This window comes from Roseibium sp. TrichSKD4, assembly GCF_000148725.1.
Classification (GTDB): domain Bacteria; phylum Pseudomonadota; class Alphaproteobacteria; order Rhizobiales; family Stappiaceae; genus Roseibium.
This window is the reverse complement of record NZ_GL476319.1, coordinates 263,411-276,678: the sequence shown is the minus strand read 5'-3', so window position 1 is coordinate 276,678 and position 13,268 is coordinate 263,411. Positions and strand designations below refer to the sequence as shown.

The window sequence follows — 13,268 nt, the reverse complement described above, 5'->3', positions numbered from 1 at the left end:
ACTAACCGGCATATTCACACATCCAAAACCCAATGGGTATCCATACTCTTCAATCAGTTAAGGGGTTTTTCAGCGCGAACTCATTAATCTGGATCTTGCAGTTGTCGCGGAAGGGATTGAAACAGCCGCGCAACATCGAATTGCGAGTCATCTTGGGTGCGATTACCAGCAAGGATACTTCGTAGGACGTCCGAAACCTGCTATCGAAATCAACAGCGAACCGGGTAAGTTCAAGGTGATTTCAGGCAAATAAAATACCTTCTTCCTCGGTACTCGAATGGACTGAATGACGACTGTAGGAGGCTAGCAAAGGGAGCGTTGTCAAACATTTTGAAGTCGAGTTTTAATAAGTGTTCTGCTTGGATGACAGGCAAAATAATGGCGGCATGGAAGCCGCCATTTTTGTTGGATCTGTAATTGTTGAATTCAGCTTGATACATACACAGACTTTAATAGGGCTTCAAACAGGTCTTTGAAGGCTTTGTCGATTTCTGCGGCTGAGTTCGCACTGTAGAAAAAGTCTGCGCTTGTTGCACAAGCTCTCATTGAAGAGGTCGAAGCCCTAACATAATGGGCTCTGTCTGGTTCAACCAACATTGTGTGCACTGTTCTAACCTCTCCCTTTTTGAACTCATCACACCATCTCGGGTTAAAGCTGTAGTTGTAGGGGCGCCAATTAGGTGTCTGGTTCCAAAGGTGCCGATTCGTACCACTTCTCAAGTTTAGATGGTTCACACCGTCCGAGATTATAATGATGTGCTGCTTAACATCTGCTTTTGGCTTTAATGAGCGCAACACCCCATTGAAATCACTGAAAACCCCATGGAAGTTTGTCCCGCCGCCACGGAGGTACTCCCGGTGGATGGCGATTTTGTTGGCCTCACGTTTGAATTTTGAGATGCCTTTGTTCAGGCCTGTTTGAATGTGCAGATAATTTGAAAAGCTGTAAAGACCGGTTCTCAAGTCGACTTCAGTGGCTTCTTCTAGTTGAGTCACGAGGGACTTTAGAGCGTCTTTGACAACGTCAATCCTGAGACGGGCTCCTGCGCTTTTTGCGCGGCTTACACTGCTGTACCAAGGTTCATGGCAAGCGAATTGGCAACCAATGGCTCGTTGCATGATTTGACGATCACGATTACTTGCACCAATTCCCATTGACGGTGAGACATCAACCAAAAAGATAAACTCGTATTTGCCCTGACCGAAGGAAATTGTCGATTCTGAATCTGCAGTATAATCTATGTTGTCGAAGCCCATGGCATGGGTCATGTAGGATTCGTGTTTGCCGCTAATGTTTACATTGGCTTTTACGACTTTTGCTTCCCGGTCGACAATGTTTATTTTGATACTGAATTTTTCTGTCGTTCCATCAAGGGACTTGGTTCGCGCGGTCAGAAATTTGCGTGCGTCGGTTTCGGCGCGTTTTCTCGCCTGATTTTTTGACATTCCATCAGCAACATATTTCCGAAATGTAGTAACTGCGAAGAGCGAGACTTCATCAGCCACAAGTTGGCTCTGGTCGCGCTTGTTATACGCAAATGACATGTCAATCCCAACGGAGATGGCCGCAAGGATCAGTGTGGCTAGAAGTGCAAAGGGGATAGCAATGCTACCCTTAATATTGCCCTTTAGTGCCTGAATGCGATTTTTTATCCCTGTATACATTTGCGTAAGTTCTCCGCTTTGGAGTAAAACTTACGCATAGTAAGTTTATATATTATATATGAATAACGTATACATTATTTGGTTGTGTTTGGCTATTTTGATTTTTCTTTTTAGTTGTGTTGTTGATTTACTTAACGCTTTTCCATGGCGAACTTACTTGCTCGCCGTTAGATCAAGGGTGACGGTGACATCAATGCCGACACTATTAGGCGCTACACCGTCTCCAACCTTATGAGCGGTTCGGTTGATCTCGGCTGTGCCGGTTGCCTTGGCTGTGGTGTCTTGAATGTCCAGAGAAAAACGTAGGGTGGTCGGCTGGGTGCTGCCGCGCAGGTTCAAGGTTCCTGCTGCCTCGTAGATGTTGCCTTCGATCAACTGAACCGTATCTGACTGAAACGTGGCGATTGGAAACTGGTCTGTATCAAACCATTGTGCGGTTGGGATCAGGCCATCAAACTGTCCATTGCCAGTCAATGCAGAGCCTGTCTGGATGTCTGCCCTGATGGTCGCTGCGGAAAGGTCTTCAGGGTCGAACACGATTTCGGCTGACCAATCGTTGAACGTGCCCTTTACAGGTGTTCCTGCCTGATTGAACTCAAAACCGAGAACGCTTTTGTCGTGATCGACTGTCCATGTCGTGGCATGAGCACTGGCAAGCGGAAGCACGCTAAGCGTTGTGGCCAAGAGGGTGAGGCCAAGTCGGGCACGGATTTTGCGGTTGAATGTCATGAGTTTCTCCTGACGAATTAGCTGTCTGCTTTGGCGGGTGCAGTCGAGATCATGCGGCGCAAGGTGGTGTCGCGGGTAATAAAGTGGTGCTTCAAAGCGGCAGCAACATGCGCCAGAACTAAGGCCATTGTGAAAAAGGCCATGTATTCATGGATCATCTGAAATACAGCTTCTACTTCCTGCTTGGAGCCCAAAAAGGCTGGTACCGGCAGGTGAGGGATGTTCAGCAGATTAAAGACGACTGTCGGGATTCCCCAAGGGGAGGCTGACACCATCATCCAGCCGCTCAAGGGTAAGGCGAACATGACGGCATAAAGACCTGTGTGCCCAAGATGCGCCGCCGCTTTCTCCCAAAGTTTCATGTTGTCTGGAAGTTTCGGCGACGGGTTAAGCCCGCGCCAGACCAGTCGGAGCACCACCAGCGCCAAAATGACAAAACCGAACGATTTGTGCAGTTGGTATAGCTCATAGGTTGCAGGGTCTGTGGGCGGCAGGTCATGCATATAAATGCCCAATGCCAGCATGCCAATCATGAGAACAGCCATGCTCCAGTGAAACGCTATGGCGATCAGTCCATAGCCGGTAGAGGTGTTGCGGATCATCTTCTGTCCTCACTGATTTGTGGCCTCGGCTCCGCTTTAGGAGCCGAGGTGCTATGATGAGGGTATAGGGGCTTAGTTGCTGGCGTCAGCCTTCAACGTTTCCGAGTGGAAGGTGATGGCAATGTCATCGCCGACATATGGCACGTAGGCGTCCATGCCGAAGTCGGACCGCTTGATGACAGTTGATACCTTGAAGCCAAAGGCCGGCTTTTTCGCCATCGGGTGTTCGCCTTGGCCAAAGACATCAACGGTGAGTGTCACCGGCTTGGTGACATCTTTGATTGTCAGGTCACCGGTCACTTCCAGTTGTTTCTCGCCAACTTTGTTGACTTCTGTGCTTTTGAAAGTCGCGGTAGGGTATTTTGCGGCACCAAAGAAGTCAGCGCTTTTCAGGTGGGCGTCCCGTTCACCCCAGAACGTATCCAGGCTGTCAATTTGCACTGTGAATTCAATAGATGAATTGGCCGGAGTGCTCTCATCAATCGCCAGCGTACCATCCCAGTCACCAAAGCGGCCATCTGTGGTGGAAAAACCGAGGTGGTTGTAGGTAAACGACAGATTGGAGTGAGATTTGTCGAAGGAATAGGCAACAGGTTGTGCGATTGCAGAGCCGGTCAGAAGAGCAAGTGCCAATGCGGAAGTAGCCAAACGGGTCATCTGTTTTGTCCTCTCGGAAGAATTGAGTCGGCTTTCTGATTGAACGCCGTGCACCCTATGTAGGGATTTCTCGGCCTGTGACAATTTGACTGACTGTCCATTGTGGTTGAACAATGGACAGGGAGAGGTGCCAATATGGAAGTCTTAATTAAAACAGAGTTCTATGGCATCATGAGAGCAGCCTGTCGATATATTCGGGCACTGCATCTGGCGTGACGACGGCAGCGCGGACCAGTCCGTCAAATTTCTTGGTGAAGAATTTGACCTCCTCTGGTCGCGTCACTGAAATATAGGCTTGGCCAACATAAACCGATGCTCGAATTCGGCCAAAAACCGTGAAGGGCGCTGAAAAATTCACCCGCGCGTCAAAAAGGTGCAGGCGTAGAACCGGGTAATGTGCGTCACACAGTTCAGCGATGTGCGTGATTTGCTTTTGAATGTCTTCGGCATTTTTGCCGTGCCAGATGCCGGTTCGTGAGGCCATTGTTTCGAGCGTCTGGATTGGCATGGCGATTTCCAGGTCCATTTCGTCAATGTCAAACCCGGTCAAGATTTTTTCCTCGCCCTTTGCGCCGCCCGTCTGATTGGCAAGGCTCAACATATCTGGCAGGACAGCTGGAACATATCGCAGCTTATGTCCCTTGGCTTCTGATCGCCAAAGCTCAAGCGGAGCAATCCCTTCCTCATCTGTCGCGGTTAAAAGTTCGCTGCTTTCCGTCATTTTCTGACGACCTTCGCGAGCATTTTCCAATGCCAGAAGCCAATCGACCGATGCGCCGGTCGCTTCGGCAATTCGCCTCAGTGTTTCTGCCCGGGGAAGGCGGTCATGCTCAGGGTCTCTGAGTTGGCTGAGGGCCGATCGATCCAGTCCGGCGCGCTTCAGGAAGCCTGGCAAGTCATCCTGAAATTCATCGAGGAGTTGGCGAAACCGGCCTCGGAAGGCGTTGGCGAGATCACGGCGATCCATTTTTACATCATCTGTAGTAAACTTACATAATTATTATTAGATAGTAACAAAAAAACATAGTTTGCACAAAAGATACCTAATTGTCCGTTTTCTTGGTCGAACCCTACCCTTTCAACATCATCGCTGATTTTCGAAAGAGTTGATATGAGTTTGAGGGAAGAGGGGCCGACACTTGCGCTTCTGGCTGGCTGTTATGCTGCATTTTTTAGTTTGACGCTGGCAGCGGGAACACTTCCGCTGGTGTTTGTGATTTGCGGGTTGGCTTTGGTTGTCGCCTTGCACTCTTCCCTGCAACACGAGGTGGTGCATGGCCATCCGTTCACACAAACATGGGCAAGTGATGCAACGGTGTTTCCGGCTCTTGGCTTATTGATCCCGTATTTGCGGTTCAAAGACACACACCTTGCTCACCACTATGATCCCAAGCTGACGGACCCTTATGAGGACCCGGAAAGCAATTTTCTCGATCCAGACAAGTGGGCGAAGTTGCCAAGCTGGCGCAGGGCTGTGGCGAAGTTCAACAACACGCTTTTGGGCCGCATGCTGATCGGTCCAGTGGTCGCAATGGCTGCATTTTACCGTGATGATATTGCGCAGATGCTCAATGGCAACCGGCGTATCCAAGTCTCTTATGTATTGCATTTTCTAGGCGTAGTGCCGATTCTTTTGTGGGTGGCACTCGTGACGGATATGCCGCTCTGGGCTTATGTCCTGTCCGCCTATCTTGGCATGTCTCTTTTGAAAATCCGGACGTTTCTGGAGCATAGGGCGGAGCAACGCGCGGCGGCCCGGTCTGTAATTATTGAAGACAGAGGGCTGTTGGCTTTCCTCTTCTTGAACAACAACTATCATGCGGTTCACCACGCCTATCCGAGGGTTGTGTGGCACAAACTGCCCAAATTGTTCTCCGAGAGGCGAGAGGACTTTTTGCGCAGAAATGGCGGTTATCTCTACGCGTCTTACTGGCAGATTTTCATGCAGTATTTCTTCAATGCCAAAGACCCAGTCGCGCACCCGCTTTGGACGGCAGAGGAGGGACTAAAACACTATGGAGGCAAAAATGCCCACACTCGCCAGCCTGCCCATGTACGCTCGGCCCGAGCTCAACACCGCACACGCGGCGTTGTGGAGCCTCGTGCGGGACAGCTTGCGGCAGAACGGGATCGACGCCCCAAATTCGCTGACGAGTGATGGTGTTGGATATGAGTTTTGGCAAAACCCTGATGTGGTTCTAAGCCAAACCTGCGGGTATCCCTACCGTTCTGTTTTGCGGGAGAAAGTGAACCTTGTCGGGACTCCAGATTATGGTCTCGAAGGGTGTCCGGCTGGCTATTATCATAGCGTTTTCATTGTTCGCGCGGACAGTCAGGTGAAAGACATTCGAGACCTTGCAGGTGCTCGGATGGCCTATAACGACACGCATAGCCAATCCGGGTTTCACGGTCCGCATGCCTTTGCCGAAGAGCAAGGCATAGAGTTACTGTTCAATGTGGAGACAGGCGCACACCGGGCGTCTGCACTTGCGGTCTATGAAGGCCGGGCCCAGACTGCAGCTCTGGATGCTGTGACATGGCGCAATCTTGTCCGCTTTGAAGAGTTTGCGCCCACACTTCGCGTCGTTGCAAGGACATGGCCTGTTCCAGGCCTGCCGCTGATTTGTGCGAGGAGGTTTGAGGCTTCAATCATTGCGGAAGCCTTTGAGAATGGCCTTGCGCAACTGGACGCTGAGTTTAAACAGGACCTCGGGATTGTTGGTTTTGTGCGAATGCAGCCGGAAGACTATTCCTCTGCAGCTTTTCTGCCTTAACAGCAGTCATCCTCAACACCCTTCTTTATTCTCATATGCTGCCATTCTTCGCAAAACTGTTGGAAACAGCCATATAATTCGCGGTCCTAGCTTCCTGTCATGCGGCTTTCAAGCAGATAACCGATGCATTTTGGTGTTAGATCGATTCTGTCGATCATGTTTTGCTGTTTGTTTTGTCAAAGGAATGTCTCGTGGATCGGGCACGTATTATTTGCCATCGGGGCGCATGCCTCACCGCACCGGAAAACACATTGGCCGCTCTGGAAGGCGCAATTGCAGTGGGCGCAGACGTGATTGAGTTCGATATTCGCCAGAGTAGGGACGGTGTGCTTTATGTCTTCCATGATGACACATTGGAGCGAACGTCCAATGGTAAGGGACGTTTTGTAGATGCGCTCTCAACGGACATTGACCGGTTGGACGCAGGTAGCTGGTTTGATCAAGCCTACGCCGGCGAACGCATTCCACGCCTTGAAATCTTTCTGGACAGCTGTGCCGGCCGGATAGAGACTTACGCGGAGATCAAGGATGCTGATCCTGCTCGGGTGCGGGATATGCTGGCGGCACGTGGTCTTCTGGAAACAGCTTGGACTTTCTCCTTCGACCCCGACATTCAGGCAGAAACACGCGCAAAGGCATCGGATCTGCGCCGAATGGTGCTTTATTCTTATGTCGGCAATGTTGCGCGGGCTGTCGCCAGCGGCGCGCACATCCTCGAATTTCATCCTGAAGACCTCACTTTTGATCGTGTGCGAGAGGCCAAGGAAGCTGGGCTGATTACGCAGATGTTCTATGACGGTGAAGACCAGAGTGTATTTGAGAGTGCACTTGAATGTGGCATTGAGCAGTTCAACATTGACCATGTAGCTCGTTTTCGAGCGGTAGAAGGGCGACGAAAACTGGCAGCTGCCAAATAGGCTAGAGTTTTAAATTTACCGATGAATGGCAAGAAAGTTCTGCATGTTTCATCTTTGGGTTCGTGGTTTGTACTGGTTTTCCGCGAGGGTTGTTTCAAGCATTGTTAAATTTTCTAACGTAGCGTCAGTTATTGGGTTGCGCTGACCAGCGTAGTTCAAAATTTGAGGTTTTTTAGGAAAAACGATGACCTTGTTGCGCGCTGCCTTTGAAGCTCCGTTGCTCTAATTTCTCGTCAAGCTTGTGCTCGCGGTTGCGCTTTTTACGTTTGCGCCGTCCATGGCTCTGGCGAATGGCTGGGTGGTCAAAAAGGCAACGGGGACGGTTTATCTGGTGGCGCCTGGGGTCAAAGCCTTCAGGGCTAAATCCGGTATGCCGCTTCAGCCCGGCTATACTGTTGCGACCAAAGGGCGTTCTAGAGCCTTGATCGCACGAGGAGCCGAGACGATTTTTGTGGGTCAGAACACAAAATTCGCCATTTCAAAATATCGCAGCACAGCCAGAAAAACGACCCTGCTTCAAACCGAGGGGCAATTGCAGGTCGATGTTCAAAAGCGTGCGCGCCCACATTTCACTGTCGAGACACCCTTTTTGGCCGCGATCGTAAAAGGCACAAAGTTTGACATTCGGGTCGATCGTCAATCAACAACGGTTCAGGTTGAGCGCGGCCTTGTGAGTGTCAACGACTTTTCGTCAGGTGATCGAGCAAATGTTGGTGCAGGGCAAAGTGCTGCCAGTCGCCCCAGCCAATCTGTTGGATTGCAAGTTGGTGGCAGAACCAAACCGACTGTTGTTCCCGGCAAACCCAAAGCGCCAGCCTTCCAAACCCCTCAAATCCCAATCATCCCACAAGCCAGTGTTCCTCAAAACCCTCAAGCTACGCTAGGCGGGTCGTTGGCATCCTCGCGAAACAGCTATGAGCGCGGTAATGGTGGGGATAGCAGCAGCAGCAGGAATTCAGGTTCGGAACGAGACAATCGATCGTCTTCTGCGTCTGTTTCTTCAAGTGGAGGCAATTCTACCGGTGGAACCAGCGGATCGGGCGACACGGGTGGCTCTGGCGGCAGCGGTGGTTCTGGCGGCAGCGGTGGCTCCGGCGGCGGTGATGACGATGATGACGATGATGATGACTGATACGTCAATTACTATCGGCAGTTTTTGCAATGTTGGTAGTTTGAGGAAGCCCGACTTCAATCATTATTAAAACAAATGACGTAAAGTAAGCTTTGAGAATGCCATGTAGAGGCATCAGAAGAACTTAGTATTGCGTTGGGTGTTGTCATGCGTCAGGTTTCAGTTTCTGGTTTAAAGGCACCGGGCCGAGTGTTGGATAGCTATCCGTGGTCAATGCTCGCGAAATTATTGACACTTTGTGTTGTTGTGCTTGCGCTATCTTGCTCAATTGCGGAAGCCAGCGGCTGGGTGGTGAAAAAAGCAACTGGCAAAGTGTATCTGGTTGCACCTGGAGTGAAAGCTTTCCGTGCAAAAACGGGAATGCCTCTGGAGCCGGGTTACACAGTGGCGACCAAGGGCCGAGCACGTGCCTTGATTGCGCGTGGTGCTGAAACGATTTTTGTTGGGCCGAACACCAAGTTCGCCCTGTCCAAGTATCGCAGCACTGGTGGAAAGACCACGCTTCTTCAAACAGCAGGTCGCTTGCAGGTTGATGTTCAAAAGCGTGCCCGGCCACATTTCACTGTAGAAACTCCCTACATGGCAGCGGTTGTCAAAGGGACAAAATTCGATGTCGTTGTAGACGGCGCTTCTGCGCGGGTCGAAGTCGAGCGCGGGTTGGTTCAAGTTGACGATTTCGCGTCTGGTGACCGTGCAAATGTTGGCGCAGGCCAGAGCGCTTCAACGAACCCAACACGTTCGGTTGGCCTGCAGGTTGGCGGTCGGACCAAGCCGCAAGTTGTCCGAGGACAGAAAAAGGCGCCAGTGTTCGAGACACCTGCTGTCAAGAATGTTCCAAAGGCGATTCCAGGTAAGTCGCGGCAGGTTGAGCGCGCCAATCGTGGTGGGGGTTTGGGCGCAATTTTCGGTGGTGGTCAACGGGCCGCCAACGGGAAAAATGGTCGCGGAAATTCGTTTGCGAACAATGGGAAAAGCCGAGGCAACTCCCAATCAGCTGGTAATGGCCGCGGCAATGGAAACGGCGTTGGGAACTCCAACGCTGGTGGAAATGGCCGTGGCAACGGCGGTGGCAACGGCAATAGCGGCGGCAATGGCAACGGCGGTGGCAACGGCAATAGCGGCGGCAATGGCAACGGCACCGGCGGTGGCAACGGCGGTGGCAACGGCAATGGCGGCGGCAACGGCAACGGCGGTGGCAATGGCGGTGGCAACGGCAATAGCGGCGGCAACGGCAATAGCGGCGGCAACGGCGGTGGCAACGGCAACGGCGGTGGAAATGGCAACGGTAAAGGGAATGGCAAGAAGTAACCCAGGCCCTAAGGCTTAGGAGCGTGCTCTTCGTTTTTGGGAAACCGGATGACCTTTGAACAAAAATCCACATGGAAGACGCATTGGCGCGGGCTGAAGACGCAATCGGCCTTCGCCATTGTGGTGCTGACTGTCGTTTTGTTTGGGTATGCTGGTGGCTTAGATCCGATCCTGCGGTTTTTGGTCGAAGGCCGGTTTTCCGTCGAAAGCAACGCACCTTCTGGTGAGATTGTTATTGTCGAAATTGACGCCAACAGCCTCTCCGGCGTTGGCGTCTGGCCGTGGCCTCGCGGCCTTCATGGGGAGCTTGTCGACAAAGTCATCGAGCAGGGGGCCGCAGAAGTTTATTTCGACGTTGATTTCAGCGCTCAATCAACACCTGAAGAAGATGCCAAATTTGCGGAAGCCCTTGCGCGGGCCGAGGGAGCGGTGACTCTGGCAACTTTTCGGCAGCAGTCCAACTTTGGAACTACTGAAGAGGGCGGAAGCCACGTTAATCGACCAATTGACCTGTTTTTGGAGCATTCGTGGCCCGGCGTAGTAAGTGTTCCGATTTCAACTGATGGTCAGATCTGGCATGCGCGTTATGGCGACCAAGTGGGTCAAGGTGTAGAGCCGTCGCTTTCTGCCCTGATGTCAGGTGTCCCGACCAAGACCGAGGGTTCGTTCTGGATCGACTACAGCATTGATCCGCTGAAGTTTGAGCGGGTCTCCTTTGTTGATGTATTGAATGGAACAGCGCCGTCTCATGTTTTTCAAGACAAAGTGGTTATTGTCTGCGCGACAGCTCAGGAGCTGCGGGATATCTTCTCAGTCCCCGTTTACGGCCTGCTCCCAGGGGGCGTGATTCAAGCTCTGGGCGCTGAGTCCATTATTCAGGGTAGGGCGTTGGAGACAACGGGCCGTTGGACAATTTTTGGTTTGGCCATTTTCTTACTTTTGCCGCTTGTTTTGCTGGTAATGATCAATTGGCAGGTTCGTGTTCTGGCCCTTGTTGTTTTTGCAGCTGCTATCGAGGTTGCAGCTTATGGCGTTCAGCAAGTCCGTCCTATTATTCCAGATACAAGCGCTACCCATTTTTTGTTCGGTATGACAGCGCTTTATGTGCTGTTTCGCCAAATTGGCTTTCACAAGATTCTTGCTCTGGTTTCGCAGCGGCGGGCAGAAAACACAGAGCAAATGCTCAAGCAGGTTTTTGACGACAGCTTTGATGCCATTATCGTTATCGACCGAGACCTGACACTGCGCATGGCCAGCCACAAGGCAGATGCCGTCTTTCAGCGTGAATTTGAGGCCGGACAATCGGCCCAAAATGTTCTGCCGGATGCTGTCATTGAAGACGTGAAATCAGCGTTCGATGGGGCAAAGGAAACTTATTCAGCTTCCAAAAAGAACATTGAACTTGAAATTGAAGGTGGTGACCGCCGCCACGTTGAATATGTGGTGACGACAACGACGCAACAGACTGCGCAGCGTTCGGAAATTGGTGAGGAGGGCCACACCCGTCTTGCGTCAGTGACATGCCGGGATGTGACCTTTGAAAGAGAGGCGCAAAAACGACTTGCATATCTGGCTCGTCATGACCCTTTGACCGGTTTGTTGAACCGAAATGCTTTCGAGATGGAGTGTGACGTCCGTCTTCAGACCGCTGACCCAGATGAAGTATTCTGTGTCTATTGTATTGCGGTGGACGAAATAGACAGTGTAAAGGCCTCATTGGGCATGGCCTATTCCGATGATCTGTTGCGCTCAGTCGGTGAAGACCTTCAAAATTGCATCGGGGATGACGCTTATCTGGGCGTTCTTCACGACAATTCTTATGCCGTGTTTGTTCCGCTCACCCCTGAAACCGGTTGTTCGGAAGGGTGGGCCGAACGCTTGCATGCGGGCATTTCTGAAGACTTTTCGTCGAACGGAAACCGTGTTCCAGTTTCGATTAGTATGGGATATGTCAGCAGCAAAAAGGCGGAAACTGATACATCTTCAGGTCAGCTCATTCGAAAGGCTGGCAACGCTCTTTCGCGCGCGAAGTTGGATATGCGGGCATCGACTATCCAGTTCGAGCCGCATATGGAGGAGGGGCTTGTTCGTCGCCGCGCGCTGGAAGTTGAACTGACCAACGCCTTGGAGCGGGACGAGCTGAGCGTATTCTATCAGCCTCAAGTCGGGTTCGCCGACAAGGGTTTGCTTGGTGTTGAGGCACTGATCCGATGGAACCACCAGACACTCGGCCCGATATCGCCGGCGGAGTTTATTCCGATCGCCGAGGAAAGCGGAATGATCCTGGAGATTGGCGAGTGGGTCATGAACCGGGCTGCGTCCGACCTAGTGAAACTGGGCGGTGATATTCTTCTATCAGTCAATGTATCGCCGCAACAATTCTTGCAGCAGAGTTTTGCGGACGTGGTGAAAAACTGCCTTGACCAGACCGGCTTCCCGTCCGAGAGAATGAAACTGGAGATTACTGAATCCATGTTTGTCGGTCAGACCGACGAGCTGCAAATGCGGATTGACGCGATCCGTGACCTTGGCTGTCAATTCGCGCTGGACGACTTCGGGACCGGCTATTCCGGTCTGTCGCAGCTGGCCTGGTTCCCATTCTCATGGATCAAGATCGATCGGGCTTTCGTTGACGATATGGCGACCTCCAAATCCCATTACGCATTGGTTAAGCCTCTAAAACCCGCACTCACCGTCATCACGAAACACAATTAAACTCAACGACAAACGGTGCAGCAAAGTCGCAAATGTAAACCTCATGACAGAAAAGGCTCTACACTCAAGCGCCCAACTTCAATAAATGATACTCGATAAAATTGCGTATTATATTTGGTGAAAACACAGATTGCACCCTAACTGGGCTTAATCTAATCGGATATTTCCCAAGTAACTGTGTGTTGCGACGAGGTTGACCGTTTTCACGGACGTTTGCAACTCTGACGGCAGCGTTGTCGGGGCGATTATCGATTTTGACGGTTACGTAAGCGCGGTTTTTGAGCTTTTCGTGGACTTTATCCCGTTTGGGCTGCGACAAGACACAGCTGTGGAGCCGCATTTGTGTTGGTTTCGTTGTTTGGAGCGTCATGCAGGCCTCGGCGGGGGCTTGAGGGCGCGGATTGCGGCGAGGATTCGTCCGAAGACGTAGCCTGATACAGCCACCTCTGCCAGTTGGAACGTGATTTTGCGCGCATGGCGTACGACCTTTGCCCCGATTTTGATGAGGCGGCTCTGGATACTTGTCAGCGACCAGTCGGCGACCTCTTCCGGGAGGTCTAGCCCTTGCAGGAAGACACCAAGGTTATACGCCAATGCGTGAAGCTGAAGCCGGACCTCATTGTCACAGAACCGCTTGCAGGACAGGCGGGTCCAAGTGATGGCGTTCTTGCCTTCTTTGATGTGCTGTTCGGCTGTGCCGCGCTGATTGTAGAAGCGGATGATCCATTCCGGCTCCATCGGCAAGTTGGTGACGACAAAACCCACGCGA

Annotated in this window: 14 protein-coding genes; 7 read left to right on the top strand and 7 right to left on the bottom strand. The window is 51.6% G+C overall.

From position 1 onward, the window contains the following. Positions 1-82: 82 nt before the first annotated feature. Complete coding sequence (locus tag TRICHSKD4_RS32390) at positions 83-253, top strand: EAL domain-containing protein (protein WP_083782738.1); 171 nt, start codon at positions 83-85, stop codon at positions 251-253. Positions 254-426: 173 nt separating this feature from the next. On the opposite strand, the gene TRICHSKD4_RS17580 is transcribed toward TRICHSKD4_RS32390, so the two are convergent. The 5 genes from TRICHSKD4_RS17580 to TRICHSKD4_RS17560 all read right to left on the bottom strand — a co-directional run bounded on the left by TRICHSKD4_RS17580 (position 427) and on the right by TRICHSKD4_RS17560 (position 4,620). Continuing rightward, entirely contained in the window at positions 427-1,665 is a 1,239-nt protein-coding gene (locus TRICHSKD4_RS17580) for a vWA domain-containing protein (protein WP_009465834.1), read from the bottom strand. A 153-nt stretch (positions 1,666-1,818) separates the two neighbouring features. Next, on the bottom strand, positions 1,819-2,394 hold the full coding sequence (locus tag TRICHSKD4_RS17575; protein WP_009468235.1) for a YceI family protein: 576 nt from the start codon (positions 2,392-2,394) through the stop codon (positions 1,819-1,821). Positions 2,395-2,411: 17 nt separating this feature from the next. Beyond that, the gene (locus tag TRICHSKD4_RS17570) at positions 2,412-2,996 is read right to left on the bottom strand and encodes a cytochrome b (protein WP_009468234.1); all 585 of its coding nucleotides are present in this window, start codon (positions 2,994-2,996) and stop codon (positions 2,412-2,414) included. A 72-nt stretch (positions 2,997-3,068) separates the two neighbouring features. After that, positions 3,069-3,653 (bottom strand): YceI family protein, encoded by a 585-nt coding sequence (locus TRICHSKD4_RS17565; protein WP_040617080.1) that lies wholly within the window; start codon positions 3,651-3,653, stop codon positions 3,069-3,071. Positions 3,654-3,822: 169 nt separating this feature from the next. Beyond that, positions 3,823-4,620 carry a helix-turn-helix domain-containing protein gene (locus TRICHSKD4_RS17560; RefSeq protein WP_009468232.1) on the bottom strand — a complete coding sequence of 266 codons (798 nt, stop codon included), beginning with the start codon at positions 4,618-4,620 and terminating at the stop codon, positions 3,823-3,825. Positions 4,621-4,764: 144 nt separating this feature from the next. Here TRICHSKD4_RS17560 and TRICHSKD4_RS17555 point away from each other — a divergent pair, with 144 nt between their 5' ends. The 6 genes from TRICHSKD4_RS17555 (at position 4,765) to TRICHSKD4_RS17525 (ending at position 12,499) form a co-directional block, all read left to right on the top strand. Further along, complete coding sequence (locus tag TRICHSKD4_RS17555) at positions 4,765-5,811, top strand: fatty acid desaturase (protein ID WP_009468231.1); 1,047 nt, start codon at positions 4,765-4,767, stop codon at positions 5,809-5,811. Beyond that, positions 5,756-6,427 (top strand): phosphate/phosphite/phosphonate ABC transporter substrate-binding protein, encoded by a 672-nt coding sequence (locus TRICHSKD4_RS17550; RefSeq protein ID WP_168157045.1) that lies wholly within the window; start codon positions 5,756-5,758, stop codon positions 6,425-6,427. The genes TRICHSKD4_RS17555 and TRICHSKD4_RS17550 overlap by 56 nt, the downstream gene beginning before the upstream one ends. Positions 6,428-6,618: 191 nt before the next feature. Then, positions 6,619-7,344: a glycerophosphodiester phosphodiesterase family protein gene (locus tag TRICHSKD4_RS17545; RefSeq protein ID WP_040617184.1), complete on the top strand. Its 726-nt coding sequence runs from the start codon at positions 6,619-6,621 to the stop codon at positions 7,342-7,344. Between the two features lie 277 nt (positions 7,345-7,621). Next, positions 7,622-8,476: a FecR domain-containing protein gene (locus TRICHSKD4_RS17540; RefSeq protein WP_139052193.1), complete on the top strand. Its 855-nt coding sequence runs from the start codon at positions 7,622-7,624 to the stop codon at positions 8,474-8,476. A 147-nt stretch (positions 8,477-8,623) separates the two neighbouring features. Next, positions 8,624-9,784 (top strand): FecR domain-containing protein, encoded by a 1,161-nt coding sequence (locus TRICHSKD4_RS17535; RefSeq protein ID WP_139052192.1) that lies wholly within the window; start codon positions 8,624-8,626, stop codon positions 9,782-9,784. A gap of 48 nt (positions 9,785-9,832) precedes the next feature. Then, positions 9,833-12,499 (top strand): EAL domain-containing protein, encoded by a 2,667-nt coding sequence (locus tag TRICHSKD4_RS17525; protein WP_009468226.1) that lies wholly within the window; start codon positions 9,833-9,835, stop codon positions 12,497-12,499. A gap of 64 nt (positions 12,500-12,563) precedes the next feature. On the opposite strand, the gene TRICHSKD4_RS32385 is transcribed toward TRICHSKD4_RS17525, so the two are convergent. Both TRICHSKD4_RS32385 and TRICHSKD4_RS17520 read right to left on the bottom strand, forming a co-directional pair. Further along, complete coding sequence (locus TRICHSKD4_RS32385) at positions 12,564-12,869, bottom strand: hypothetical protein (RefSeq protein ID WP_009468225.1); 306 nt, start codon at positions 12,867-12,869, stop codon at positions 12,564-12,566. Next, positions 12,866-13,268 (bottom strand): IS1380 family transposase (locus TRICHSKD4_RS17520; RefSeq protein ID WP_040617079.1); only part of this gene is annotated, 403 nt, incomplete at its 5' end. The genes TRICHSKD4_RS32385 and TRICHSKD4_RS17520, both read right to left, overlap by 4 nt.